Origin of the sequence: Deinococcus budaensis (assembly GCF_014201885.1) — a bacterium.
GTDB classification, from domain to species: domain Bacteria; phylum Deinococcota; class Deinococci; order Deinococcales; family Deinococcaceae; genus Deinococcus; species Deinococcus budaensis.
Map to the genome: position 1 here is coordinate 57,912 of NZ_JACHFN010000005.1, position 25,388 is coordinate 83,299.

General features: G+C 64.3%; 22 protein-coding genes and 1 pseudogene. 16 read left to right on the top strand and 7 right to left on the bottom strand.

Annotation, left to right across the window (positions count from 1 at the left end):
• Positions 1 to 32 precede the first annotated feature (32 nt).
• Positions 33 to 2,507, top strand: a complete 2,475-nt coding sequence (locus HNQ09_RS07870) for a UvrD-helicase domain-containing protein (RefSeq protein ID WP_184027644.1) — start codon at positions 33 to 35, stop codon at positions 2,505 to 2,507.
• A 107-nt stretch (positions 2,508 to 2,614) separates the two neighbouring features.
• Here HNQ09_RS07870 and HNQ09_RS07875 read toward each other — a convergent pair whose 3' ends face one another.
• On the bottom strand, positions 2,615 to 3,469 hold the full coding sequence (locus HNQ09_RS07875) for a hypothetical protein (protein WP_184027647.1): 855 nt from the start codon (positions 3,467 to 3,469) through the stop codon (positions 2,615 to 2,617).
• Between the two features lie 138 nt (positions 3,470 to 3,607).
• Positions 3,608 to 4,246, bottom strand: a complete 639-nt coding sequence (locus HNQ09_RS19315) for a metallophosphoesterase family protein (protein ID WP_425485872.1) — start codon at positions 4,244 to 4,246, stop codon at positions 3,608 to 3,610.
• Between the two features lie 505 nt (positions 4,247 to 4,751).
• On the opposite strand from HNQ09_RS19315, the gene HNQ09_RS07880 reads away from it, so the two are divergent.
• The 3 genes and pseudogenes from HNQ09_RS07880 (at position 4,752) to HNQ09_RS19250 (ending at position 6,687) form a co-directional block, all read left to right on the top strand.
• Positions 4,752 to 5,714 (top strand): IS4 family transposase, encoded by a 963-nt coding sequence (locus HNQ09_RS07880; protein WP_184028118.1) that lies wholly within the window; start codon positions 4,752 to 4,754, stop codon positions 5,712 to 5,714.
• Between the two features lie 105 nt (positions 5,715 to 5,819).
• A pseudogene (locus HNQ09_RS07885) lies at positions 5,820 to 5,942 on the top strand (transposase); the annotation flags it as partial.
• Positions 5,943 to 5,988: 46 nt separating this feature from the next.
• Positions 5,989 to 6,687, top strand: a complete 699-nt coding sequence (locus tag HNQ09_RS19250) for a type IIL restriction-modification enzyme MmeI (RefSeq protein WP_343057673.1) — start codon at positions 5,989 to 5,991, stop codon at positions 6,685 to 6,687.
• A gap of 159 nt (positions 6,688 to 6,846) precedes the next feature.
• Here the strand turns inward: HNQ09_RS19250 and HNQ09_RS07895 are convergent, their stop codons facing one another.
• On the bottom strand, positions 6,847 to 7,401 hold the full coding sequence (locus HNQ09_RS07895) for a hypothetical protein (protein ID WP_184027651.1): 555 nt from the start codon (positions 7,399 to 7,401) through the stop codon (positions 6,847 to 6,849).
• Positions 7,402 to 7,451: 50 nt separating this feature from the next.
• Positions 7,452 to 7,658, bottom strand: coding sequence for a hypothetical protein (locus tag HNQ09_RS07900; protein ID WP_184027653.1), 207 nt, complete (start codon positions 7,656 to 7,658; stop codon positions 7,452 to 7,454).
• Positions 7,659 to 8,019: 361 nt separating this feature from the next.
• Between HNQ09_RS07900 and HNQ09_RS07905 the strand changes: the two genes are divergently transcribed.
• From HNQ09_RS07905 to HNQ09_RS07930, 6 genes are all read left to right on the top strand, one after another.
• Positions 8,020 to 9,189, top strand: a complete 1,170-nt coding sequence (locus HNQ09_RS07905) for a dsDNA nuclease domain-containing protein (RefSeq protein WP_184027655.1) — start codon at positions 8,020 to 8,022, stop codon at positions 9,187 to 9,189.
• Complete coding sequence (locus HNQ09_RS07910; protein WP_184027657.1) at positions 9,186 to 9,734, top strand: hypothetical protein; 549 nt, start codon at positions 9,186 to 9,188, stop codon at positions 9,732 to 9,734. Before HNQ09_RS07905 ends, HNQ09_RS07910 begins: the two co-directional genes overlap by 4 nt.
• Complete coding sequence (locus HNQ09_RS07915; protein WP_184027659.1) at positions 9,734 to 11,638, top strand: hypothetical protein; 1,905 nt, start codon at positions 9,734 to 9,736, stop codon at positions 11,636 to 11,638. Before HNQ09_RS07910 ends, HNQ09_RS07915 begins: the two co-directional genes overlap by 1 nt.
• A 646-nt stretch (positions 11,639 to 12,284) precedes the next feature.
• Positions 12,285 to 12,590: a hypothetical protein gene (locus tag HNQ09_RS07920; protein WP_184027661.1), complete on the top strand. Its 306-nt coding sequence runs from the start codon at positions 12,285 to 12,287 to the stop codon at positions 12,588 to 12,590.
• A 248-nt stretch (positions 12,591 to 12,838) separates the two neighbouring features.
• Positions 12,839 to 14,068 (top strand): hypothetical protein, encoded by a 1,230-nt coding sequence (locus tag HNQ09_RS07925; protein ID WP_184027664.1) that lies wholly within the window; start codon positions 12,839 to 12,841, stop codon positions 14,066 to 14,068.
• Positions 14,065 to 14,898 (top strand): hypothetical protein, encoded by an 834-nt coding sequence (locus HNQ09_RS07930; RefSeq protein ID WP_184027666.1) that lies wholly within the window; start codon positions 14,065 to 14,067, stop codon positions 14,896 to 14,898. Before HNQ09_RS07925 ends, HNQ09_RS07930 begins: the two co-directional genes overlap by 4 nt.
• A 227-nt stretch (positions 14,899 to 15,125) precedes the next feature.
• On the opposite strand, the gene HNQ09_RS07935 is transcribed toward HNQ09_RS07930, so the two are convergent.
• The gene (locus HNQ09_RS07935) at positions 15,126 to 15,842 is read right to left on the bottom strand and encodes a hypothetical protein (protein ID WP_184027668.1); all 717 of its coding nucleotides are present in this window, start codon (positions 15,840 to 15,842) and stop codon (positions 15,126 to 15,128) included.
• Between the two features lie 360 nt (positions 15,843 to 16,202).
• Here HNQ09_RS07935 and HNQ09_RS07940 point away from each other — a divergent pair, with 360 nt between their 5' ends.
• The 6 genes from HNQ09_RS07940 (at position 16,203) to HNQ09_RS07965 (ending at position 21,589) form a co-directional block, all read left to right on the top strand.
• Positions 16,203 to 16,940 (top strand): hypothetical protein, encoded by a 738-nt coding sequence (locus tag HNQ09_RS07940; RefSeq protein WP_184027670.1) that lies wholly within the window; start codon positions 16,203 to 16,205, stop codon positions 16,938 to 16,940.
• Positions 16,937 to 17,965, top strand: coding sequence for a tyrosine-type recombinase/integrase (locus HNQ09_RS07945; protein WP_184027672.1), 1,029 nt, complete (start codon positions 16,937 to 16,939; stop codon positions 17,963 to 17,965). Before HNQ09_RS07940 ends, HNQ09_RS07945 begins: the two co-directional genes overlap by 4 nt.
• Positions 17,966 to 18,233: 268 nt before the next feature.
• Positions 18,234 to 18,554: a hypothetical protein gene (locus tag HNQ09_RS07950; RefSeq protein WP_184027674.1), complete on the top strand. Its 321-nt coding sequence runs from the start codon at positions 18,234 to 18,236 to the stop codon at positions 18,552 to 18,554.
• Positions 18,555 to 18,719: 165 nt separating this feature from the next.
• Positions 18,720 to 19,109: a hypothetical protein gene (locus HNQ09_RS07955; RefSeq protein WP_184027676.1), complete on the top strand. Its 390-nt coding sequence runs from the start codon at positions 18,720 to 18,722 to the stop codon at positions 19,107 to 19,109.
• A gap of 773 nt (positions 19,110 to 19,882) precedes the next feature.
• Complete coding sequence (locus HNQ09_RS07960) at positions 19,883 to 20,776, top strand: hypothetical protein (RefSeq protein ID WP_184027679.1); 894 nt, start codon at positions 19,883 to 19,885, stop codon at positions 20,774 to 20,776.
• A gap of 123 nt (positions 20,777 to 20,899) precedes the next feature.
• Positions 20,900 to 21,589, top strand: a complete 690-nt coding sequence (locus HNQ09_RS07965; RefSeq protein WP_184027682.1) for a single stranded DNA-binding domain-containing protein — start codon at positions 20,900 to 20,902, stop codon at positions 21,587 to 21,589.
• Between the two features lie 197 nt (positions 21,590 to 21,786).
• Here HNQ09_RS07965 and HNQ09_RS07970 read toward each other — a convergent pair whose 3' ends face one another.
• The gene (locus tag HNQ09_RS07970) at positions 21,787 to 23,535 is read right to left on the bottom strand and encodes a hypothetical protein (RefSeq protein WP_184027685.1); all 1,749 of its coding nucleotides are present in this window, start codon (positions 23,533 to 23,535) and stop codon (positions 21,787 to 21,789) included.
• A 181-nt stretch (positions 23,536 to 23,716) separates the two neighbouring features.
• Complete coding sequence (locus tag HNQ09_RS07975) at positions 23,717 to 25,384, bottom strand: M3 family metallopeptidase (protein WP_184027688.1); 1,668 nt, start codon at positions 25,382 to 25,384, stop codon at positions 23,717 to 23,719.
• Between the last annotated feature and the right edge of the window lie 4 nt (positions 25,385 to 25,388).

Sequence of the window (25,388 nt, forward strand, 5' to 3'; positions counted from 1 at the left end):
TGCTACGCTCGCGGGGAAGCCTTAGGTACGCTGTGTCGCTCGTCCCCCTCACTGAAGAGCAGCGCCGGATCGTCGCGCACGACCACGGCCCGGCCCTGGTGTTTGCCGTCGCGGGGGCTGGCAAGAGCACCGCCGCCGCGCACCGAATCGAGCGTCTCGTGCGCGAGCGGGTCTTCGCGCCGCGCGAAATTCTCGCGACGACATTCAACCGCGCCGCCGCCCGCGAACTGCGGGAAAAGCTGCACGCCTGGCCCCATTGCGCCGCCGTGCCGGCCACCACCTTGCACTCAGTCGGGTACCGCATCCTGAGGCGCGCCCTGCACTTGGGGCACCTCACCCACCTGCATCTCGGCGACGCAGAGCAGACGGACCTCAACGTGACCATCTATACCCGCGCCCTTGCTCAGGCCCGCGCCGACGGCCTCAACCTCGGGCACGGGGTGGACCGCGACGACTTCCTCGAGTACGTCTCGCGTTGCAAGGGCGACCTTCAGTACGCTGATCTCGACGCGGCTGGCCTCCCCCCCGAGGGCCTCGCCGTTGCGCGGCAGGCGCAGGCCCCCACGCCCGGCTCGCCCTACCTCGCGCTGTACCACACTTATGAGCGCGTCCGTCGCCGGGACGGCATCGTCACCTTCGACGACATGCTCCTCGACGCCTGGGAGGCCCTGGTGCGCTTCCCGGACCTCCTCGCGGACATGCAGAGACAGCACCGGTGTGTGATCGTCGATGAGTTCCAGGACGTCAACCTCGCCCAGAGCGAGATCGTCGACCTGATTACCCGCACGCACCGAAATCTGATGGCTGTCGGGGATGACGACCAGACCATCTACGAGTGGCGCGGAGCGCGGGTCGACTTTATCCTGGGGTTTGCCGAGCGGTACGGGGCCACCACGTACTTCATCCGCGACAACTTCCGCTCGTTCGCGCCGCACGTTGTCCTTGCCAACAAGGTGATCGAGCACAACACGCGGCGCCAGCCCAAGCGCCTTGAACTCACCCGCGGCTTTGCGGGGGAGACGCTTGTCCATCAGCATGCCAGCGCCGAGGAGCAGGGCCGCGCCGTCGCCTTGGAGATTGACGCGGCCCTGCGCGAGGGCACGCGCCGCAGCGACGTCGCGGTGCTCGTCCGCACCTACGCGCAGACGCCCTTTGTCGAGCATTTCCTGATCGAGTCGCGCATCCCCTACGTGGTCCGCGGCAACCTGCCCTTCTACCAGCGGCCCGAGGTCGTCGTCCTCGTAAGCTACCTGCGCCTCGCGGACGCCGAGCGCGCCCTCCGGCGCGGCGCGGGACTGAACGATGCCCGCCTGACCGTGGCCATGCGCGACTGGCATCGACTCGTCAACCGTCCCACGCGGTATGTGCCCAAGGCGGTCGCCGACGAGGTCGCCTTACGCGTTACCCGCTACCACCTGGCGTTCGGGCGCGCAGCGCGCCTCGTGGCCGCCGGGCAGAATGATCAACTCGCTACGCGCCTCACCGACCTGGCCGAGACCCTCGCGTGGCTCGCTGACACACTGGACGACATGCCAGCCAGCGACCTGCTCGAGGCGCTTGACCGGCGGGTGGGGTACACCCGACATCTCCTGATGCTCAGCGGCCTGCCCGAAAACGCCGAGGGCCGTGTGCGCAACGTCCAGGCCTTTACTCGCTACGCGCGCGACAAGGGCAGCGGCGCGCTGTTCCTGCGCCACCTCGACCACATCTCCTTCGGGTGCGTGGGGGGCAACGCGGCCGACGAGACGGACGTCGTCATCCTTACCACTGTCTTCAGGGCTAAGGGGTCCCAGTGGCCCATCGTGTTCATTCCCGACGCGAATGCGGGCACCTACCCTATGGGCGGCCCCGACCGCTTGGAGGAGGAACGCCGCATCTTCTACGTCGCCCTCACGCGCCCTCAGCAGACTCTGCACCTGCATACGGTCGTCGGCGCCCCCACCTCACCCTTCCTGCTCGAGGCGGACTATGAGGCTGCCCTTGCTGATACTGGCCGCCTGCGCGCCGCCTTGGAGCGTGACCCTGCTGCGTGGGATGCCACGGATGCCCGCGCGATTCTCACTCTGCCCGCCCGCCTTGGCCTTGAGCGGTACCTGAGGGCTTGGTGGCCCTCCCAGGCGGACGGGGACCATGTCCTGGGGGTCGCGCGCCACGCGGCGCGGCTCCACGCAGCGGCAAGCCTCCTGTCGGCACACGATGTGTTGAGCGGTACGGAGGTTGACAGCGGCGTCTGGGACGCCTTTGGGCCGGGGGAGGAGCCGGATGAGGTGGACCTCGCCTTGGTTCGCGCTATCACCACCTCCAGGGAGGCTCCGGCACCAAAGGCGGTTAGGCTCACGGCGTTCGCCCACGGTCAGCGGGTTCACCATCCGAACTTCGGAACGGGCACTGTTGTCGCCGTGGAACGGGACGGTCGCGAGGAGAACGTCACGATCTTTTTCGATTCCGGCAGCACTCGCACCATGCTGGCTCGCTTTGCCCAATTGACGGACCCCGCCCGTACATAGACGCAGGCCAGGAAGGTTTCCCTTCCTGGCCTCAGGAGAGCGGGGGTATTGCCTTAGGGATGGCAGGCGCTGGTTGCCTTGCGAAAGCCTGGATCCTGTTGCCCCTTTCAGCTCGGCTCTCTCTCGAGTGCTGTTGCCACCCCCTGGGCAAGGCGTGTCGCTCTCTCCAAGTTGGTGTTGCCCCCTTGGGCGCTGAAGCCCGCGCTGTGGGTGGAGTGCACATGGTCGCGCAGGGAAGCGCGGCGCAGGTCACCAGGCGGGGCATACGGGACACCGGCTTTGCGGCAGGCCGAGTGCAGGGCGGCTCGCAGGTCGCGCTCGATCTTGTAAGGGAAGACCTTGCCACGCGCAAAGAGACCCCCCGCGTCCCGGTGCAGGGCTTGCAGCGCCTGGAGTGCCACGTCACTGAGACGCGTGACTGTATGGGGCCGCAGGGCGTCTCCAGTGCCCATATCGAAGTCGTCCCACTGCAAGAGCAGCAGCTCACGGACCCGGTAGGCGTGTTCGTCGATCAGCACCAGGGCGGCGTGCAGCGCAGGGTCGCTCCGGGTGACGCGGTGCAGGGCCGCGACTTGTTCGCGGGTGATAAGGGGAGCCCCAGCGCGTTCGTTGGGAGGACGCTGGATGCCGTCCAGTGGATTATGGGTGAGGACCCTAGCCTGAATGGCCTGATTGTAGATGTTGCTAAGGAGAGAAAGCCGCAGGCGAATGGTGTTGGGTTTGGCCTCTGGACCACGGTGATTGAGGCGGGCGACCTGAAGGAGCCAGGCGTGGAACTCGTCTGGGGGAGAGAGGAGGTCGATTCCGTCCGTAGCTGCCTGTTTGAAGATGAGGCTCAGCAGCGTGAATGCGGTGTTGGGGGGAACTGGGAGCTGGTCGCGGACGTGGGGGAGGAGTTCGTCGAGGCGAGATTGGGTCAGGGCATCCCGAATCTTGGTGGCGCGTTCATCGAGAAGGTCCATGCCCGAATGTAGCAGTTAATCACCGTTATTAGACAGACTGCCTTCTCTGCCCCCTCCTCCCTACCCCTCCCCCCAACCTCCGCTCCAGGTGCTGATTCAGCACGTGAGGAATCGCAGCATCCACCCTCAGCTCTCGCTCTAGCATGTCCCATGAAAGCGCCGGAACTTCACCCACCTACACGCGGTGAGCCGCCCGGAAGTACGCCGCATTGAGTTGCTCGGCATGAGGCACATCAGACGAAAACTTCTGACGAACAACCGCTTCGACACGCTCCAGGTCAGGACGCAGGATGCTGCACATGAAGCAGCAAAACCAGCTGACCAATCCAGGGAAACACCCACCGGCTGCGGAGTCTTCCCCAGACCCCAATGGGTGACTTCAGGCGGGACCCCTAGCGCAAGACGCATCCGGGCTACCGTGCAAAGGGACTGAGCAGTGAACGCTGTCCCGGACGCGAGAGCGCCCGGATTGATAACCCAAACCCCTTGGTCCAACGTCACCATAGGAATGTGCTTGTGCCGAGACATCACGATGCGTGCGCCTGCGGCCTGAGCGTGAGCCACCAGGTGTCCCATGCGTCCCCTTTTCACAACTCCATCTCGTCGGCTCGCCGAGCGAAATGACTGTGCCACAGGAAAACCCTGTGCGTTTGAATGCTCAGGCTCGGCCGCTCGGGAAGTTCGCGCTGCGCTGTCCCGGTGTCCTCGAGCAGCTACTCCAGGTGTGAGCTGATGGAGGACCCGAGGTTTCCCGACATCATCGGGATGGAGGATCAGACCGACATTGACAAAAGCAGCTGATCAGGCATGTTCTTCTGCGATTCCATAGGTGCGGTACAGCATAAGCCTGGGCTGGGGCGGGAAGGGGTGTGTCTATTAACGGTGGTTAAGTGGTAGGTGCAAAAATGGCCGCGCCAGCGCCCCATCCGGTTGCTCCTCATCCGCTAACCCCAAGGCCTCTCAACAACCCACCCATCCCCGAGCCAACCCCCACCCCAGTTCACGTAATGAGAACAAATAGGCGCGTTGCACGCATTTCGCGCGAGGCGGTATGCACCCGGCCCTCTGTACCGGACATCTTCAGGTTGAAGCTGTGCTGGACGGAAAATCTCTGAACGTGTGATCGGTCGCGAAGTGGCACGACAAACGGCGGTGTTTTGAGTGTGTGACCATCCCAAAACCCGCCGATCTCCAGCGTATCGAACTCACCCGCCACTTCAAAGCCTGCGTGCCCTTCCTGCGCCACGACACGCTGCAGCGTGTCGTGGACTTGATCTTCGCGATGGTGACGGCCCGAAGCGTGAACCAGAGTGACCTGTGCGCCCACCTGCCCGGAGTCAGCTCCCTCGACGCGAAGAGACGCCGGGTGGAACGAGGGTACCGGGATCCTCAGCTCACCGAGTCCGTCTTCCTGGCCTTCCTCCTGGCCCTGCTGCCCCCAGGGAAATTGCTGCTCAGCATGGACCGCACGACGTGGGAGCGCGGCGAGTCGCCCCTGAATCTCCTGGTGCTTGGCGTCGTCCTGCACGGCTACACGGTGCCACTCGTCTGGACTGCCCTGGATCACGACGGCAACAGCGGTACGGTCCGGCGGATCCAGCTGGTCTCACGACTCCTGAAGGCCCTTCCAGCGGCCCGCTGGAAGGGCCTCGTCGCCGACCGGGAGTTCATCGGCGGCGAGTGGTTCCGGTTCTTGAGACGGAAGGGCATCAAGCGCGCCATCCGTATCAGGAAGAACGCCGTGGTCGACGAGTTGCGTGTGGATGCGTGGTTCGGTGATCTGAAGGTCGGAGAAGTGCGGTGCCTCGCCGAGCGGGCCAACGTGTACGGGGAGGTGATGCAGGTCGTGGCCACCAGGTCCCCCGCGGGGGACCTGGTGGCGATCGCCACGGATTTCAGCGTCTGGGACACCTGCGTCCTGTACCGGGCGCGCTGGTCGGTGGAGTGCACGTTCGCCAGCCTCAAGGTGCGCGGGTTTGACCTGGAGCGGACCGGCATCACTCGACCAGACCGACTGGAACGGCTGTTCGGGCTGGTCATACTGGCCTGGGTCAGTTGCCTGCGGGTGGGCGTATGGCTCCAGGCGCACGTCCCGATCAAGGTGAAGGCTCATGGCCGCCCGGCCATGAGCCTGGTGCGGTACGGCGCAGAGCAGCTGTGCAATGCCCTGCGGTGGAATCTGCCCGAATTACCAGGGCTGATCAGGCTGCTGAGCATGCCATTTCACGTGCCAGGCGCAGTTTGAAGGCAAGATGTCCGGTACAGAGCACCCGGCCCAAACAACCCCCTCACTGCGGGTGACCCGATACGGCGTAGATGGAGATAAGCCTCGAAGATAGGAGGCACCATCATGACCGACCGCAGAACCCACAGCGCCGAGTTCAAGCGAGACGCCGTCCAACTGGCCCAAACCAGCGGCAATCTTTCCGGCACGGCCCGCGACCTGGGCGTCAATGCTTCTCTGCTGCGCAGACCTGACCCGGCGCCCGAGCGGGAAGTGGATCATTGATTTTGATCTGATGACGGAACAAGAGGCCCGGCAGTACCTGGCTCCGTTTGAATATGTCGAGCAATACGTCCAGCCTGCACGGTTGAACAACGGGCGTGAGGGTCGGCGGGTGTATTGGTGGCGCCTCGGCGAATCTGGCGCAGCCCTGAAGCGGAGGACAGCCCCCTTCAGCCGATTCATCGGCATCCCTAGGGTCGCCAAACATCTCCTCCCAGTCTGGCTACCTGCAGGCACCCTGCCGGACACCCAGGTCGTGGCGGTGGCCCGTGACGACGACTTCACTTTCGGGGTGCTAGCTTCCATCTTTCACCGCGTCTGGGCCAGGGCGCAGGGCACGTACATGGGCGTCGGCAACGACCTCCGCTACACACCCTCGACGTGCTTCGAGACGTTCCCCTTCCCCCGTCCGGTTGAAGACCACCGCGCGGAGGTCGAGAAGTGGGCGCGGTACGTCGTGCAGTTGCGTGAGCATCTGCTGGGGCAGGACCCGAAAGCGACATTGACGGGTCTGTACAACGCTGTCGCGGGGCTACGTGTAGAGTCGGACGCGACCCATCCCGTCGCCGCCCTGGCGACCGCGCATGACCACCTCGACACGGCCGTCGCCGCCGCCTACGGCTGGGACTGGACTCTCACCGAAGATGAGGTGCTGTCCCGCCTGCTGGCGCTGAACCTCGAACGCTCATCTGCGGGCACGGACCTTGCCTGAGCGACGTACTCTGCTCCGCATGTCCGACCGCGCCCTTCATGACGCCGCCAATGCCGAGCTGATTCAGCTGCTGCGCGAGGCGCTAGAGGAAGTGCCCACCGCAGAGGTGGCAAGTCCGCCAGCCTCACCCACCTCTCAAAGCAAGGCTCCCTGTGGCGCTCAGCTGGCCCCGACCGCCTCACTGGATTGACCCTGGGAGTCCAGTGCCCCCTGTAATTGGACCGCCGCGTCGAGAGCATCGGCGTAATAGAGCAGGCGGCTCGTAGCGTGCCCGCCGCTGATCAGGCCACTTCCGGCGTACAGCACGCCGTACATTGAGCAGATAAAAAGCGCGACGAAGACCCACGAGGGGATGGCAGGCAGCCAGCCCCGCACCACGTTCCAGGTGGTCGCCAGCGCCAGCGCGCTCAGCAAAATCCCGACGAGGCCATTTCCCCTTGATGACCCCAGAGCCGCCACTACGCGCCGCGCGACGAGGCCGCCATGGGCACGACAGAGCTGAGCAACGTAGATGAGGGCGGCGCGGTCGCAGGGCAAGAGCTTGGCGATCAGGTCCTCCCACACGCCCGCAGTCACCGCGAGATGCTCGACGCTTTCAGCGCGGCGCTCTTGGAACGGCCGTCCCCGTAAGGTAGGGTGCGGCTGTGCCGCGTGCGCTTGGAGGGCAGCCAACACCTCGTCCACGGCGTTGAAGAATGGGTTCCGTTCCGTCACGCTTTCTGTATAGCGGAGCGTAAACGCCTGGCCTGTGGCATACCCTGCTCTCAGGCGCCCCGCCGACCTGCTCGACGGGGTGGCCGACGCCACAGGGTGTCACGCTCCGGGCTCTCCTCGCCCTGCTGGACGATCTGCATGTCCGTTTCGAGGTGGTGGGCGGCGGCCTGACCGCATACCTGCCGGGTCACGCCAATCAGGAGGAGCGCGCCGCGCAGGTGCTGCACGCTTGGCTGGGTCAGGAGCGCGAGAATCAAGTGGTGCCGTCGGGCTGAGGCGCCCAGTCGCGCGGTTGGCCGCACATCTTGACTCGATGAAGGGCAAGGAGAGGGGGATGGACTGATTCCCTTTACCTTCATTTACAGTTGTGCAAATTTGTGAAAACTACGCCGTCGGCAGGCTATCGCCCCTGCTCAAGGCCCGCCACAGTGGATTCGCGTCTTTCTCAATGCGGCCACAGCAAAAGCCCCCGGTTGGGGGCTACCCGCCGACTTCACCCCTCGTCACTTCTGCACCCCGGCTCGTCTCCTGCCTGCTAGGCTCGACCCACGAACAGAAAAGGAAGGATGGTGGGAGGTCCCCACCGTTCGGAGCCCCTGCGTCCATGGAGAGCCCGCGTTGACGAACACACCAGCACGCCGTTCATACCGTGATCTCACCCCACGCGAGTACGGCGGCGAGGAAGCCCGGAAGGGGTTTGATTTTCAGGATCACGTTACCGCCGGTTACTGCCTGGACATGCTGCTGGGCGGCGACCTGGTCGAGGTGTGGTGTGAGACGCTAGATGACGTCACCCTGGTCCACGATCGGAACGGACATGAGACGTATGAGTTCGTCCAGGCCAAGAGCAACGACCTGGGCAAGCACTGGAGCGTCACCGACCTGTGCCGACGAAAGACGGTAAAGGTCAGCGGAAAGATCGTGCACCAGCCCGGCACGTCCATTTTGGAAAAGTCGCTCGCGAACGACGCTGGGCACGAACCCTGCGGCTTCCGGGTGGTGACCGCTGGCCCTGTCGACAAGGAACTGGCCCTCCTGAGTTTGCCCCTCGACGCACCAGGGCGCGCGGCAGCCGATCCCGCCTACTGCTCCTTGCAGCAGCGCATCACCGCACACGTCGCCGGGTTCACCTCCACAAACGGACGTGACGCCACCTTCTGGATGAGCAACGTGGTGTGGCAGGTCATGTACTCTGGGGACGCGGTTCAGGACAGGAACCTGTTGAAGTTGGACCGTCTGCTCGAACTGCGGGCCGTGGTGCTATTTCCCGACCAGCGCGCTGAACTGTACCGGCAACTCGTCGGAAAGGTGTACGAGGCGGCCAAGGCGCCCTTCGACGTCAATCCCCTTGCGAAACGCTTGACGCGGGACGCCTGCTCGCAGTGGCTTCAGGAGGTCGTGGACCGCGCCCGGTTCCCCGGCGCCGCCGGAAAGGGCATGTTGCTGCGCCAGAAGCTGGACCTGGGAGGCCTCGGTCACTACCAGGTGACGGCGCGCGAGCAGCAGATGTACTACCTGATGCGCCGCCGGAACCCGGGGTACCTGAACACCTTCGACGCCCCGCTTGCCGAGGCGGAGGCGCAGCGGGCCCTCACGCGGCTGAACGTCGAGCTGGACCGGGGCAACCTCACGGAAGGTCCTGAGTTCCTGGCGCAATGCGATGACATCCTCCAGGGTATCGCCCAACGCCTGGGTGAGCCGGGGACCGGCCTCCCGTCGTACCTCACCGGCTTCATGTACAACCTCGCCGACCGCTGCGTCTTTCGTTTTCGTAAGGCCGGGCCATGAGATCCATCCGGCGCCTGGGAGACCTGCCGGCTGGGCGTTCGCTCGCCGCCGACGACCTGTTGGAATTCCACGCGGCGCGCCTGCTGTTGCTGCTGCACCTGTGCGGCACGGCCGGCCGCATTGACGGCCTCACCAAGCTCGCGAAGCTCGACTTTTTCGTCCGCTACCCGCAATTTTTCAACGAGGCGGTGGCGCGCGAGGGTCAGAACGCGCGCTCCGCGACGCAGACTGTGGAGTCCAGTATGATTCGGCACCACTACGGCCCCTGGGACAAACGGTACTACCGGGTTCTGCCCTACCTGGAGGGGTGTGGATTGATTCAGGTGCGGAAAGAGGGCAACGCGTACCGCTTCGAACTCACCGGCATCGGCCGGGAGGCGGCGAAGCGTCTCGCCGGAGACAGGGCCTTTGAGGAGATGGTGCAGCAGATGCAACAGGTGAAAAAGGCCTTCGGCGGTCGCGCCGGCTCTGCCTTGAAGAGACTGATCTATGAGGTGTTCGACCGGGAGGTCGGGCAGAAGAAGCTCGGTGAGGTCATCCGCTGATGTCGCACAAAACATTGTTCATCAAGCGCCTCGCGCGCTACCCCGAGTCCGGTCCGTACGACCAGCTTCACTTCCAGCGGGGTGTGAATGTGCTCGTGGGGCCGCCCAACACGGGCAAGACCCAGTGGTTACGCATGCTGGACTACCTCTGGGGCGACCCCGGCTCTCCCGAGCAGGCGTTCGACGAGGACCTGGCCGAGAAGTACGAGCGGATTGAGGCGCTGGTGGAGATCGGCGGGGAGGAATTCCTGCTGGAGCGCCGCTGGAAGGAAAAGGGTGGCCGCACCAAGGTGTACATCAACGGCGAAGCCGTCGGCACCGACGAGTTCTCCTCGCGTTTCCTGTCGCTGCTCGACCTGCCGCTGGTTCACTTTCCCTCGGGCAACCCGTACGCCTCGCGCAAGTGGCCGTTACTGAGCTGGCGCGAGCTGTACCGGCACATCTACCGCCGTCAGGATTCCTGGTCGGACCTCGCGGCCCGGCAACCCGAGGGCACGCAGCACGCCTGCCTGCTGTACTTCCTCGGCATCGCTGAACACGTGTACTCCGAGACGTACAGCGAGGTCGTCAACCTCAACAAGCAGCTCGGCGCGATCGAGACGACCAAGGAGCAGTTCGCGAAGCTCCTGCAACGCGTGTCCCAGGAACTCATCGACGCGGAGAACCTGGGATTGAACCTCACCGGCGGGTCCATCGACGCCGCTCAGGCCCAGTTGAAAGAGGAGCGCGACCGCCTCACGGCGGAACGCGAAGACGTCCTGCGCTCCGCTCGGGAACAGGTGCCGTGGGACGGCGCCGCCGAGGTAGACCGGTTGTCGAAGCGGTGGGAGGACGTGCAGGTCGCGCGGCAGCAGCTGGCGGACCAGCAGCAGCAGGCAGAGCAGCGGCTGCACGAACTTCAGGCGTACGCCCAGAGCGTGGCGGACGAACTGGGCCGGATGCAGCGGGCGCAGGCGGCTGGCAGCGTTCTCGCAGACCTCAGGGCCACGCACTGCCCGGTCTGCGACCGCGCGGTGAACCCGAGAGACACTCCTGCCGGGCACTGTTACATGTGCAAGCAGCCGGACGAGTCGCCGCTGGATGAGGAGGCCAGTCGCCAGCGGGTCGAGTTCGAGTTCGCCCAGTTGCAGGCCGAGGCGGAGGAAGCGGATGGCCTCGTGCGGTACGCCGAGGAGGAGGTCGCCGCCCACCAGCGGCAGGCGCGTCGCCTGCGCGAGGAGTTCGAGGAGGTCGCCGCCAGTCTGCGCCCCATCCAGCGGGCGACCGCCGCGATCGTGCCGCCTGAACTCAGCCGCATCGACAATCAGATGGGGCGCCTGCACGAGCGTGAGCGGCAACTGGAACGCCTCAGGTCGGTCCTGGGCCTGAGACAGGAACTCATTGAGGAGACGGAGCGCCTGCAAACCCAACGGGATGAACTGGAACGGGAACTGGAGCGACGGGTGGCCACCGTCGACTTCGAAGAAGCCGCTAACGAACTGGCGAACGGCATGAACTTCTACTTGAAGGGCGAAGTTGCGCGCGCGAACCCGGACGCCTGGACGCAGGAGAGGGTGAATGTGCTCCTGCGGGAACGGGGGTTCACCATCAATGTCGGGGAGAAGTCGTGGAGGAAGTTGGGGGGGACGATGTCCCTCTTCTTTCTCGTCGCGTACAACTACGCCCTGTTGCGCTTGTCCCCGTGGGCGCCTTACCGGTACCCGGGCCTGCTCATCCTGGACATGCCAGCAAAATTCGAGGACACGCAGATGACCCGCGATGAGCGGGAGCAATTCGTGGTCGAACCGTTCGTTCGTTTAAGGAAGCAGGCGCCCACGCACGAGTTCCAGGTTCTCGTCACGGGAAGAAGTTTCTTCGGGTTGCAGGACGCACACCGCATAGAACTCGACACCATCTGGACGTGAAGGTGTGCGGGCACGGCTCGGCATGATTGACGGGTCCTCACCAGTGAACAGAGGGCCGTTCTGCATGGGGCCCCTCAGTGGATGACGCGTCCGTCCTCGCATTGACAGCTCCGGTTCACACAACCACCGGTCAGGTTCGACGGGTGGGCGCGGGAAAGCTTACGGGGTACGTCGCGGCCCCAGGACTCCAGTTCGTACAACCACTCCAGGGTGGAGGACAGGTCGCTGGAGCGGCCGACGATGACGGCGAAGTACCCGTCCACCATAACCCGAGCGAGCACTCGCGTCTTCAGGGCGGTTCGGCGGGCACTAAGCGCACGGGCACGGTGGTCACTTGCTGCGCGGCGCACTTCCTGCACCTTGCAGGCACCTCGGTCTCCTGCCTGGGCGTCGTGAACGTCTGGGGACCTGGTGCCCGCCCCACCGGGCAGGGCGAGCAGGAGCGCTCGATGCTCCGAGGTAACCTCGTTCCTGACGGACGTGCCGCACACCTTCCCGTTCCTCACTGAACTCCCTTCGTATGAGGAGGGGGGAACCAGACAGCGCGGACACTGCGCTTATGGCTTCCCCACCCTCCTCTCCCTGGCGGCACGGTGCACTATGGCTCGTCCTATACCTCGCGGCGGCCGCTCTCCTGATTGGCGGCGTGCTCGCGCTGGTGGTTTACGGCAGGCTGCCGATCTCCAGCCTGCCGGTCGCGGTCTTCCTCCTCGGCTTGGGTGGCGCCGTTCTGGGACTGGTGTTCACCTTCCGCCTCACCGGGCCCGCCCTGAGCCGCAGGCGGGAGCTGGCCCTGGCCCGGGTCCTCGCCGACGTCACCGCCGGGAAGTACCCCGCCGCTCCGGATGAGATGTGGCTCTTCCAGCGCCGCGGCTGGTGGACTCCAAGACGGGAACTCACCCCGCTCGGCGAAGCGGTCCTGGCCCAGGGCAGGGGAGAAGGCCGTGCCTGAGCCACCCCCGCCGCTGCTCACGGTTCAGGCCAATGTCCTCCAAGACCGCTGGGGCGCCACACCTTCGACGGGAACGAGGCGCTGATTCAGTTCCTCGGCAGGCTTGACCGTAGGGAAAGAACGCCCCACCCCCACGAACCGTTGGGATGACGGATATGGCGTTCCATCCAGGCGTTGCCTAACAGCGCGTGCGTACTCCAAGTCCTTACGTCTCCAACAGAATCCCCCGGTGTACGATGGGCGGGAGCATGATCGATGACTCCCTTCCGCCCCTCACCCGACCCGATGTGGTCTCGAAGACGCCACTTCAGCTTCCGCTCAACTTCCGGCTCACGGAAGAGGCGTTGCGTACCCCAGGGGAGGCCCTGCTGGCCGCGGGAGACTACACCGCCATCTGGCAGGTGGTGTACGTCCAGAAAACCCGCTGCGATGGGTGCGGGCGTCCCAAGCAGGCCAAGGAGCTGGTCATCATCCGGGATAACGACACCCTCGAGGAACGGCACGTCGGCCTCGACTGCATGGAGAAGCTGTACGGGGAAAGTGCGGCCCGGTTGAGGCAGCACGCCGGTGATGTCCGCGCGGCGCGCCGGGGCCTCTTGAGCAAGCTGAGGCTCAAAGACGACATCTCCACCGAGGAGGCGATCCGCCGGATTCGGGGGATGGTGCTCGCCCATGTCCCCCGGCCGGAACCTCATCTCACCTTGTTGGACGGCATCGACACCCTCACGCCAAACAAGCACGAGCAGGATCAGCTCGCCCGGTTGCAGGACCTGGCCCTCTACCACCGGGAGTGGCAGGACGACCCCGACCGGGCCCGGCGACGCTGGTCCGCGCTGAGCACCCATCCGCGGTTCCTCTACAGCGGACCTCGGAACCGGGTGAGGGAAGCCTGCCAGCGCGCCCTGCACAGCGGCACCCAGTTACCGGAAGATGAAATTCATCAGCTCAACACCTGGCTCGCGCAGGCCCAGACCTTCGATTCACCCCTCCGCACCATGACCCGGCCCGAAGAGTACGAAGGTCAGGAAGCGTACGAGGCCGCCGTGGAGGAAACCCTTGCCCTGTACATGGGAGCTGCCGTCCCCCAGCGGGTGCACTGGCGCCCACCCTTCATCCCGTCCCCGGAGGAACTGGTCTCGGTGGACAGGCGGGAAGGGTACGCGGTGGTCGCCATCGACCCGAGAGAGGTGCGGCGCTTCAAGCAGCGGATCCTGGAGCACGGACCCTACCGGAAGGCCACCCAGCGCCCCATCATCGTCGTCGGGCCGGAACAGGTGCATGTGGACCCGGCCGTCTACCGGCGGGGCCGAGTGGACGACCGGGAGGACCAGGGGGACGACGAGCCAGGCAGCGAGATCCTGGTTGCGGAACGGCGGCACCGGTACGTGCTGGTGGGCTGGGCGCTGGCGGAACGGTACACACCGACCCATCGGGCCTGGCGGCAGTGGTCACGCAGCGCCCTGGAGTTCTACCTGTGACGCCCGCTCCCGCCCGCCTGCTGAGTAGCCTGACCCTGAGGCGGCGTCACCCCCGCTGGCTTGAGCTGTACCCCGCCGGGTTCTGGCGACCCTGGCACATGGGCCTGCTGGGACATGGGAGCGTTCCCGTGGAAAAGCCGGTGTCCTTGATGGAGGGGCTCTACCGCCGTGACCGGCAGGAGACACCCGCTGCTCAGGACCTCCTGCGGTTCGAGGCGCGGACGGTCATCGGCCACCTCCCCACCCAGACGGGCGCGACGGCCACGCTCTTACAGGGCTTTGCCGAGGAACTAGAGCCGGCGGCCGACTTGCGGCCCTTCTGGACCACCCTGAACGCGCATTTCGAGAAACACGGCCAAAATTCGGACGAGGTGGCACACCTGCAAGCCGCTTCCACGGCGACCATGCAGCACCTAGTGGGGCTGATCGGACTCAGTGAGGCGGAGCGGGCGGCCTTCGATCCGGGTCCTGTGGACACGCCCGGGCGCTACGCGGCGCTGGCCCGCCTGGTGGTGCTGCTGGCCCTGACTCCCGAGCGCCCCTTCGGGTTCAGCCTGTACTGCTCGTATGGCGACTACGAGCCGTATCACGCGCTGTCCCTGAACGTCACGGTCCCCCAGGCGTTCCTGGCCGACCAGGGGGTGCTGGCCGAACGGGACGTCATTGTGGGCCTGACCGTCGCGGGGAAGGACGCCCTGCCTGTTCCGGGCGGGGAACTGCTCCTGCCGCGTCTGGTTCCGGAGCTGTACTTCAGCACGCTGTTCGCGCCCAGACCGCGGGAAGCCACCCGAATGTACGCGGGTGGTCGTTTCTGCCGCCTCATCCTGTAATACTCTGAGGTGTATGGAACGCGACCCGGAACTGAGGGACATTGACAACGAGTATGTCGATGCCGTGGCGGAGGCCCTGCGCCTCGGTCCGCGTCCCCACGTCGTCCGGCGTCCGGAAGGTCAACCCAGCCTACTGCAACGCCTCCAACAACCGGAGCTCCGCACTCTCCCGTTGCAACAACCGACTGAACCCGTGAAGCGGTAGACGGCTGGCCCTCCGGCTCGGCCTACCGAACCCTTGAGTTCCGGTAGGCCTGTACCTGGGCATCGAAGGCGGGGCGCTGAAGATCGAAGAAGCCGAAGACGGAAAAAATCTGTCGGGCCGCCACGAACACGATGTTCTCAAAGTCGGCTACCAGTTCGTCCAGCGTGTAGACCCCCGAGAATTGCACCTGGGCCTGTGTCGCGCGTCCACCGCCCACGCCGTAGCGGTGGTTGGACGAGGACAGCAGACGGCCCTCCAAACCCTCGTACCGCAGTTCGAACAGCAGTTCGCGGCTGCCCTCGACTGCCAAGGCCTTGTACAAGGCGAGGCCATGATCAAAGGCCTCGGCCATACGCCAGATGTGGGTGTCGAAATACAACACGTGGCCCGGTTCCTGGGACCGCGTATCTTCCTGAAAGAAGCGGCCCAGGAAGTAGCTGCCGTCCGAGGTTAGGGACCAGTCGTCGAAGTGGTCGACGTCGTTCCGCCCGATCACCGTGCGGATGCCCTCCGGAAGGGATCGGGTGGAGTCCTCGGGGTCCCGGAAATGCTCCACCACCAACCCCATCGGCCAGCCGGTGTTGGGCCGCTCCGCCTGCCGGGCGGCTTCTCGCAGGTCAACGGCAGTCCGGCGACCCCCGAGGAGCCGAGCCGGACAGTGGGCGACGATATAGGCGCCGTGGACGGTGCGTCCAGCGCTCGCGGCTTCCCGATAGAAGTCAGCCGTCCGGGCATCCACCCATGTCGAGAACTCTGTCTGGAGCTGGTCCAGGGAGAGTGAAGGGGCAACGTGAGGCGAAACCCCTCAAGACTTGCCGGAAGCCCCTTCCTGGCCTTCCTGTGGGCGAGCGATTTTCGCTTCGTCTGGGACGACGTTTTATGCACCTCTCTTATGGTGATGGTAAAGAGCAGTAGCCTTATTCTGTTTCTGAACAATGAGGGCTAGGGCGCAAGCCGGTTGTATAGGTCAGGAGGGGCCGCGTGGCCCCTGTTAACCCCGGGGGTTGACCCCGCGAAGCGACCCAGGCGGAGGGTTGCTGGCCGCTCCTCAAGCGGTCGTTGGTTTTTCCAATAAGGATAGTTATTGTAAGATTCCTAGGTGGCTCCAGCGTTGCACCCCCGTCTGCGTGGCTTGACCCGGCATGCCCACGCCCCCCTCGCCGTCGCCGCCGGACTCCCGGACTTTCTCAGCCGTCACCCCCACTTCGAGGATCATCCTGTCACGAATCGGCTGCGCGACCTCGCACGTCGGATTCACCAAGCAGAGACGCCCGAACGAGCGGCCACCCTGGCGGCCGAACTCCTCGACCTGGTGGAAGCCATCACCCTTATGCACCACGAGGCGGGCCACGCCGCCGCGTACTACGCCCTGACGCCAGCCTCGCAGATCTGCCTCGTCCGGGTGACCTTCGACCCGCAGGAGATCCCGGTGCCCGGCTTCGACCAGTTCGCCGCCGTGGTACGCGAACTCCCCGACACCTGGCCCGGGAACGCGCACGAGGCCCTCCTCGAACTCGCCTGCCTCCTCGCCGGGCCGCTGCACACCCCCGGGTACGAGGGGGGCTACGGCCAGGCGCACATGCGCCAGGACGTGGCGCTGCAAGGCACCGACGCCCTGCGGGTCGAGGAACTGCTCTCCGCTTTCGCCGAGAACGGTCTGGACCCAGAGGCACAGCGGCGGGAGGCGGAACGGCTCGCCACCGACCCCACCCTGCTCCCCGCCATCCGCGACCTGGCGCGGGTCCTGTTCGACGCCTGGGAGGAGGGACAGCGCGACGTTCCAGGCTCCGTCCTGGAAGCCGTCCTTGCGCGGCACCTCCGGAGGCCGCGAGCATGACGGGCTTGTCCCTCGACCTGGTGCGCCAGGACCTGCAGGGCCGCGCCCGCGCGTGGGTGTCACTCCACCCCGACGAGCGCCGCCGCCGCGCGGTGCAGGCCTGCGCCGAAAAGGACGCCGAGGCGCTCTGGTCGCTGGTTGAGGCGTACCTAACCCAGCACGCGCAGCCGGGCGTCCTGATCAGCCGCCACACCCTGCTCAGCTACCGCACCGGGGTGCGGCAACTCGTGGACCACATGACCAACCAGGCCTGGACCGTGCTCTCTCCCGAGCGTGAGGACGCCCAGACGTGGGTGGGCGATCTGATCGCTTCCGGCAAGTCGATCAGCACCGTGCAGGCCCGAGTGGCGGCCGGGATCACCTTGTATAAGGCCCTGCGTTGGGCGGGCGCCACGAAGGCTGTTCCCTTCGAGGACGTGCGCCTCCCCCGTGACCGCCGTCACCCCCTGGAGAAGAACGCGCCTTACACCGAGAGCCTGGTCACCCGGGTGCTGACCCGAGCCCGGGAAGCCTACGGGGAGGCAGAGACACCAGCAAAGCGCTCCCGGCAACTGGAGGTCTGGGCGCTGCTGCTGGTCCTCACTCACTCGGGATTGCGCATCGACGAGGCCCTCAGCCTGCGCTGGCCGGACGTGGACGCTGGGGACGACGAGCCGCACCTCGTCGTGCAGTCGGGCAAGGGGCGCAAGAGCCGGGTGGTGCCGATCAGCCCGCGCTTGGCCGACGCGCTGCATGCCTATCGGGGGGTTATCCGGACTCGGCGGCACCGGGAGGACTTCATCTTCCCGTACCGAACCTGGCAGGGAGCGGCGTACCACGTGCGGCCGCTGTTCGCGCGACGGGACGGTGGGAACGACTTCCGGGGGTTTCACGCCTTCCGCAAGTACATGGGGAGTCGGCTGTACGAGGCGCTGGGGGACTTCGTGGCGGTGGCGGAGGTGCTGGGCCACGCGAACGTGAACACCACGCGCGGATATGTGCGCGTCGGCGTGAAGCGCGCCCGGCAGGCCATCCGGGAATGGTAAGGCACCATCGCTGGACACATAGACATACGGGTGACCACGCCACAGGCTGATCAAGGCGTCGAGAAGCCACGCCCGTCATGAGCCGGGGACGTGCCTCCGGACGCGCTCCAACAGCACAAAGGTGGGACAAGTGGGATGCCCTGATGGTGACGCCTGGCCCTTCATCTTCGACCCATACGCTGCGGACTGAGGCCGTCATACTGAGGTGCCAACCTCCTGCACCCACTCCTAGGCTGGTCCGGCAAGTTCTGACTCCCAGGAGGAACGTATGCTGATCACCGGACTCCGCCGTCCTGCTCCTATTAAGGGGCGCGTCCGTCTGCTCCTGCCCGCCGTGGCGCTGGCCTTCCTCGCCTTCATCCAGCCCATCCTGGTGCCGCTCGCCCTGCTGGTGCTGTTCGCCGTGACCGTCCCGGTGGGCACCGAGGTCCAGAGCGTCGTGGCCGTCTTCGGGCTCGGATTGCTGGCCCTGTTCGCCGGCTCGGCCGTGTCTTTAGCGACCGGCAGCCTTTGCACGGTCACGACGGTCAGCACGCTGGCGTTTCTGGGGACCGCCATCGTGGTGTTGTGGCGCACGCACAAGCGCTGAGGTTCGCCCCACGCCGCCACCGCGGCACGCCGTAACCACTTCGCCCCTACAGTCAGGTCCATGTTGCATGGATCATTGATCGGCCAGGTCACGTCGACACCCCAGGTGCTGACGTCACCTGGCGGCCTTCTTTTTTCGATCTGCGCCGGTCGTTCCGTGCTCGACGTGCTCGTAACGCACGAGCTGGCGAACAAGGCCAGGCGGCAGCTTGCCCCGGACCGCAGCGTGTTCGTCCAGGTCGGTCACGTACACGGCGGGCTGCTGGTGGCCTCCGCCTTCGACCTGGTGATGCCCGGCACCCCCCCACTCAACATGTTCAACGTCTCCGGTCGGGTCTCCGGTTGGCCGGAAGAGCGCCAGGGCGAGTTGCGGGTCCGACTCCTTGTCGAAGCGGCCGACCTGCCCTCCACGCTGGCCCTGACGGCGCCGCAACACCTGCCCTGGCTCGGCTCTCTTCAGCTCGAACACGGTGTGCAGGTGATCGGCGAGCTGCGGCAGGTTAACGGCACCCTCGTGATCGACGCGACGCGCGTCGAACGGTTGCTAAGCACCTGAACCGCAGAGGGCCCCCGGCCCATTACCGAGAACAGGTTCCACGGAGCAAGCCAGAATTCCGTACAATGCAGGAACACTGACAAGGGGGCAACCCACCCTTACCCCGGTGTTCTCTGAACCAGCCTGGCTGGTCTGCTGACTCGGCAGAGTCATTCGGCACCTTCAACCCAAGCGTCTCACACGCCCCCTCGGCGGCGTGAGACGCCGAGGCAGAAAAGTGTTGTTTTGCGTTTGGTCGATCTGGTCGTGGACACTGACGTGTCCAGGAGCCCTATTCGGGTCCAGGCAAAGCATCTCCACGTAATCAGCGGTGACGGGTTCGACCGCCACCCGCGTCTCGGTCTACGGACTGGAGTTCGAGGTCGTCGTCGTGCAACCCGTACCCCGGCCCTGCCGCCCACGGATGATGCAGAGCACCGAGTTTCCCACCGGGAACCTCGAAGAGGAGCCCAGGCCGGTCCCAAGAAGTTGCCCGCGCCCGATGCTTTTCAGCTCTACCTGTCTGCTTTCCGTGCCTGCGAGTTCCTGTACGCGCACCATCACTTTCGATGTGAGCAGTGCGGTCAGCCGGGGCGGAGGGGTTTGAACCTTTGCGAGGAGTGTCTGGAAGGGCTGACTGAAGCCCAGACAGAGCGCCAACTCGCCGAGTTCGACGAACACCGTTTCGACTGATTGTTCCTCCAGCGACCCGTAAACGCAGCCTCTCCGCACGTTGTCGTGCCCTCACCGCTCGCGCGGCTGAGGTGACTCGGCCGCGCGGAAAGGACCCACCCATGTCCAGCACCATCATCCTGCTCCGCCCGCTGCTCGTCCTCAAGGCCTTCCAGGACTTCCTGCTGGTCGAAGGGATTTCTCTCCGACCTCTGGCCCTGCTCGTCTGGAAGCTTGGAGTCAAAGAGCACCATCCCGACCGCGTGTTCACCCAGGCGGTCACGGACCTCGCTCTGGAGAACGCGGTGGTCGGGCCATGGATAGAGGGCCTGATCAAGCGTCAGATGGACGCGCCGAGCACGCGGGGCGCACTGCGTGGAGCTGTCCCCTTCGCGGAAGGCAACGCTTACCTCGAGCAGGTAAGAAACGCCGTGTTCCAGACTGTCCGCATCCTTGCGGCAGAACGGACCGAAGCGCTGGGACCAGTTGGCACACCCACCCTGACGGTGTCGTTCAAGACGCGGAAGGTTCGACTGACCGCAGCAGATCGCCTCTCCCCGAGAGTGCGCGAGCTGCACGTCGAGGACCCCCGGGTCGATCCTCGTTCGGAACGTGCGCTGGATTGGCTGGACTCTCTGGGTTCAGTTCAGCTCACGGACCACAACGCGGAGGGTGATTTGGTCACCGGACACGACGAAGAATCGCTCGTGCCCATGAGCCTCTTCACCAGCGCACTTCGTGAGGCCAAGGAATTTGGTTTCGCGGACGCGTACGATCCCACCGATCCCGGTGGCATCATGGAGCTGGCAGAGAACCTGGAACGTTCCTACAACCGCGCACTTGCCTTCCAGCTTCGGGCGGCATTGCAGGTTCACGGCACGGCCCTCCAGGCTCGCGCGTACTTTCTCCCCGACAGTGACCAACGCGTCGCTGAGGAGATGGCCTGGCATCACCCCAAGGTGCCTGGCGAGTATGTCGGAACCACGCACCTGCCGTGGCGTTCCGCGAATCACTGACGGCGTCAGTGAGTGAAAGCAGCGTTGTTGCTTTCACGGCCCTTTGAGTCCGAACCGGTTGGTTCAGCTTGAAGGGTTTTCTTTTTGCTGTCAGGGGAACCACCCGCACCGTACCGTGCAGCCATGCCACCTCATGCTGAATTCGGAAGTGTTGTGGACCTGATCGGGTGTGTGGCACGGTCGCCCGAACCTCGCGGGGACTGCCTCGCGTTCGTCGTGGCGGGTGAAGAACTGGTCTGCTTCTCCGACGGAAACGTCCGCGAGATGGCCTTCTACCAGCGCTGCCTGATCGAACGGAATTCCCTGTACGCCGGGAACATCCTCAAGGGAGCGGCGGTGACCGCGACCGGTCGGCTGTGGCAGACGAAAAACTCGATCACCCACAAATCCAGGGTGGAGGTGAAGGTGTCCCGCGTGCTCCAGATCGAGCGGCCAGCGGCCGACCTGGTTCAGGATGGCGGCGGGGGCTACCGGTTACGTAACGGGTACCAGCAGGTCCTGGTGTCCGGCCGGGCCGGAGGAGCAGCGCAGCGTGGCCTGATCGAGAACAACACCGAGCTAATGAGCGTGAGTCTCGCCGTTCCCGATCAGGTGCGGGACGCGGTCCACTGGGTGGACGTGTGTTCGTACGGTCCGCTGGCAGCCCACGACATCGGCCGGGGCCAGCGCGTGATCGTCAGGGGGCGCCTGTGGAACCGTGCGAAGACGCTGCCCGCAGGAGGGCGCCACACCTTTACCGTGGTGGAGGCAAGCCAGGTCTGTACCAGTCAGCTCTACCGTCCGGGGGGGACCGCCCCACTTCTGCCTAGCTGAGGCAAGGCGGCCGTGTTTTAACCTTCGACGGCCGGAAACCCGAGCGACTGCCGTGAAGCGACGGCGGCGTCAGTACCAAAGACGTTGCTGGGTAGAAAGGCCCGCCCTCCATGAACGCACGAACAGAGCAACACGACGGCACCAGGTAGCCACCGACACAAAGGGCTTCTTGATCTCCTCCTGGCGGAAAGCCCTCCTCAGGGCCGGATGGCACCCATTTTGGCGGCAAAGCCTTTCGCAGTCAGGTGGCCGTCGAGCAGCTCCCTCGTGTACCGCTCAACGTCGTCCAATGCCCCGATCATGGGGTAGAGCGCGTTGGTCATCGGCCGAATGCCGTAGGTCTGAATTACGGACTCCGCCCGCCCCTGATATTCCGGGTTCTGGTGTCGCATCATCCCGTAGGCGAGCTTGACAGCCGACACCGGAAGCCGCCAGACGGGGACAGTGCCACAGGTCTGCAACAAGTCCTTTTTCTTCTTGCGGGAGGCTCCGGGATCACCCTGCACAAAGGCGAAATCCCGACGCAGGTCGAAATCCAGTGCCCTCAACGTCAAGTCACAGGCATACACCGGTGGGATACCCAGGTCGTCGACGAAGTTGTGCTGCCCAACTTTCATCACCGAGCGCGTGGCCGACGCGCAGGCCAGGACCGGATTAGGGGCGAGCGCGAGATAGGCCGCTGCGGTGGGATGCCAGCGCTGGAGCAGCCGGGCTAGACCTGCTGGCGAGGCATACCGAATACGGGTGGCATCAGCGAAAGCTTGACGCAGCAGATGCTCGTACCTCGCGACCGAGAACCCCTCCGGAGCCTGCCAGCTCAGTGACAACTCCAGAGCCGAGCCTAAAACCAGAACCCGAATATCCAGCGCTTCAGGGTTAGGTTGTTCGGCATGTTCGAGCACGCCCGCAGCATCGACGAACTCGCCACGGCCCAGGTGGGCGGTCGCGATTGCCCACTGCGCGAAGAGGTGCTTCCAATCGTGCCAAGGGTGACCGTTCTCTTCTGCTCTCCGGCATTGCTCAAGAACTTGCGAAAAATGCTGGGCACGTTCTTCGGCGTCCTTGCCCTCGCGCGGTACACCGTAAGCCCGCATCAATGAACGCGTCACTTCGGTAAGCCATTGGGAGGGAGCGGAGCCTGTAGCAACGGCGTAAGTCGGTCCCTCTAAACCTCCGACACCCCAGATGGCCTCTACGCGTTGCCTGTATTCGAGCGCCCGTTCCCGACGTTCTCCTTCACTCCTGGCTACCAAGCCACTCATAATCGAAGAGGCTTCCTCGTAGTTGCCAAGCCTAAACAAGGCAGCAGCCAACTCCAGGTCCGCGTAGTGTGCGTCGTACCTGAGGGATTGGCGCCGGTCGTCCTCTACCATCTGAATGGTCGCAACGGTGTGCCCGGCATTGGCCTTGCAACAAATCACCATCGTGCGGGCACGCGCAATGGTGATGGGAGCCTGAAGTTGCTCGGCCAGGAACAACCCTTGAGAGGCCAGCTCAATGGCGTCCTCGTACTGGCGTTCTTCAAGGAGCAGGACACACAGCGGGATGATAATGCCGACCTGACCCTCGATCACCACGTCGGATTGGGGCAGGGCAGCCAGACGTCGTTGAGCTAAGGTGAGCGCTCCCTTCATCTCAGAGATCCGAACCCGCATGTGAGGTTCACCTTGGCGCAATATTTCCAGCGAGCGCTGGAACACCGCATACCCCTTCGCAATCTCCGCAGCAAGCAGATCTCCAGACGTGAGGCACTGCTTGGATAAGTCCTCGTATTCCGGCAAACGGTCTTGATATGCCACACTAAGCGCGCGAATGGTAGCCAGAGTGGAGTCCATCTCGCCTAGAGCTGCAACAACTTCGCTCGGCGTCGCCCCTGCTTCAAGCTCTTCCAAATACCACTCTTGAAAGAGTCGTGTTGTATTCAGATCGACACTAAAAACGTCCATAGAGAGCCGCGTTATTTAATGGTTCTGGCGGGTGCGGTCGTCACGGCTGTAGTCCACGCAGCAGGCACTCTGATTAATGGGCACGACATCTTGCGCCAGCCCCCTATTCGCAGCGACCACTCCCAGACCAATACCTAGAACGAGCAGATATCCTACGAGCTTTTTCGACATAACTCCTCCTTTAGCTGAGCCATTCGTTTAGCACGTCTCGAGCAACAATGAGTTGATTTCTCGAGAAAGGGAACACGATCCCAGCCTCAGCAAAAATCGCCGTCGGTCCCGCAGTGGCGCCCATCCGCATGGCCGCTTTGAGTCGCGCGAGTGCGCCTGCCGCGTCTTCTTGGTAAGCGCGCACGAACAACAGGGCGGCTACCGTGGCAATGGCATACTCGATATTGTAAAAACTGTGGAGAAACAAGAATCGGTTCTGCCACCGCTTGCGGAGAATATCCTCATGTGCCGACCAGTCCACGACAGGGCGGTGATACAGCGTCAGGTAGTGGGCGTCAATCTCTTCGATGGTGACGTCCCGAGTCTGCTGGTAAAGCCAGAGCTCAATCCGCACTCGCTCGTCCACATCCCGCAATCGAGAGAGAAAGCCTGCGGCCAGGGACTGTTCATACCATCTCCGCTCGTCTGAACCCAGGTTGAGATTCTTATACAGATAAGATTCGCCCAATATATTGAAAACGAAAGCACAAAATTCGCGGACCTCCATAAAATTGTAGAAGTCCCAAACGAGGTTGTTAGGGTTGGAGGAAAGGAAATGCGAGTGAACCGAATGACCTAGCTCGTGTAACAACGTTCCGAAGCCCATGAGCCCGTCTGTATCGCTACACAGCACCTCAGACGTACCGTAAGCGAAGAGATGAACTGAAAGGTTGCCAGTGTCCTTGCCCAAACGTGGCAAGAGGTCCATTCTTCCCTCGGCTTCCAGCTTACGGACCACTGCACCAAATGCAGGATCAAGGTGATCCAGAACCCGTTGAGCAGTTGCGACGTACTCCTCCACCCGAAGCGTGTTGCTTGCTGGAGGCTCCAACTTGACGGTTAAATCCCAAGGCTTCAGCTGCCCTATCCCAAGCTTCTTCGCTCGGTCGTGGTCTACCTGTGCGGTCAAAGGTGCGAACACCTCAGCCATGCCGTCCAGGAACTCCACGGCCTCCTGGATGGTGTATTCCCGGTTGGTCTGCCGCCAGACATGCTCGGCGTAATTGTCGCTTCCGGCCTGGACAGCCACCTGCTGCCGTGCTCGCAGGAGTTCGGCGAACAGAGCGTCTAAATCGCGAGAAACGCCCAGGTCGGACCGCTTGATCGCCTTCCAGATGACCTCACGTTCGTCAGCCTCTGTCGAGGATTTCAGCCGGTTCCTTGCCTCCTGGGCAAGCAAGCTGCCTCCTGCCAATTCAACCGTTTGATTGGTCGTGATGCTGTTGTACTGCCTGCTTAGAAGGCGCGCTTGGGCCAGTGCCTCTCGCAGTTCCTCCGTGTGTTGTCCCCCCAATTCGGCCACCAATTTGCGCGCAAGTCCGGGCTGGAGTTTAGCTACACCCGCATTTAATACTGCGCGGTCCAACGGCTCTTCGTACGCCTCCAGCTTTGGCATCCAGGTCCCCATCAGATGCTTGTAAATCGCCTGCGCCTGAGCGTCATTCGAATTACGTTCAGTCGCCAGGAGGCGCTCCGCCCACAGGGTCTGAACTCTGCACTTGACGCGGCTGTACTTCCTCAGCCAGTCAGGAAGCGTCTTGGCATCCACTGGAGTCGTGTGTAAGGCTTCCAGATCGCTCAAAAGCGCCGCAGCCTGGGAGTCCAGTTCGGCCACGGAATCGGCCGTCGAAGCGGTCATACCC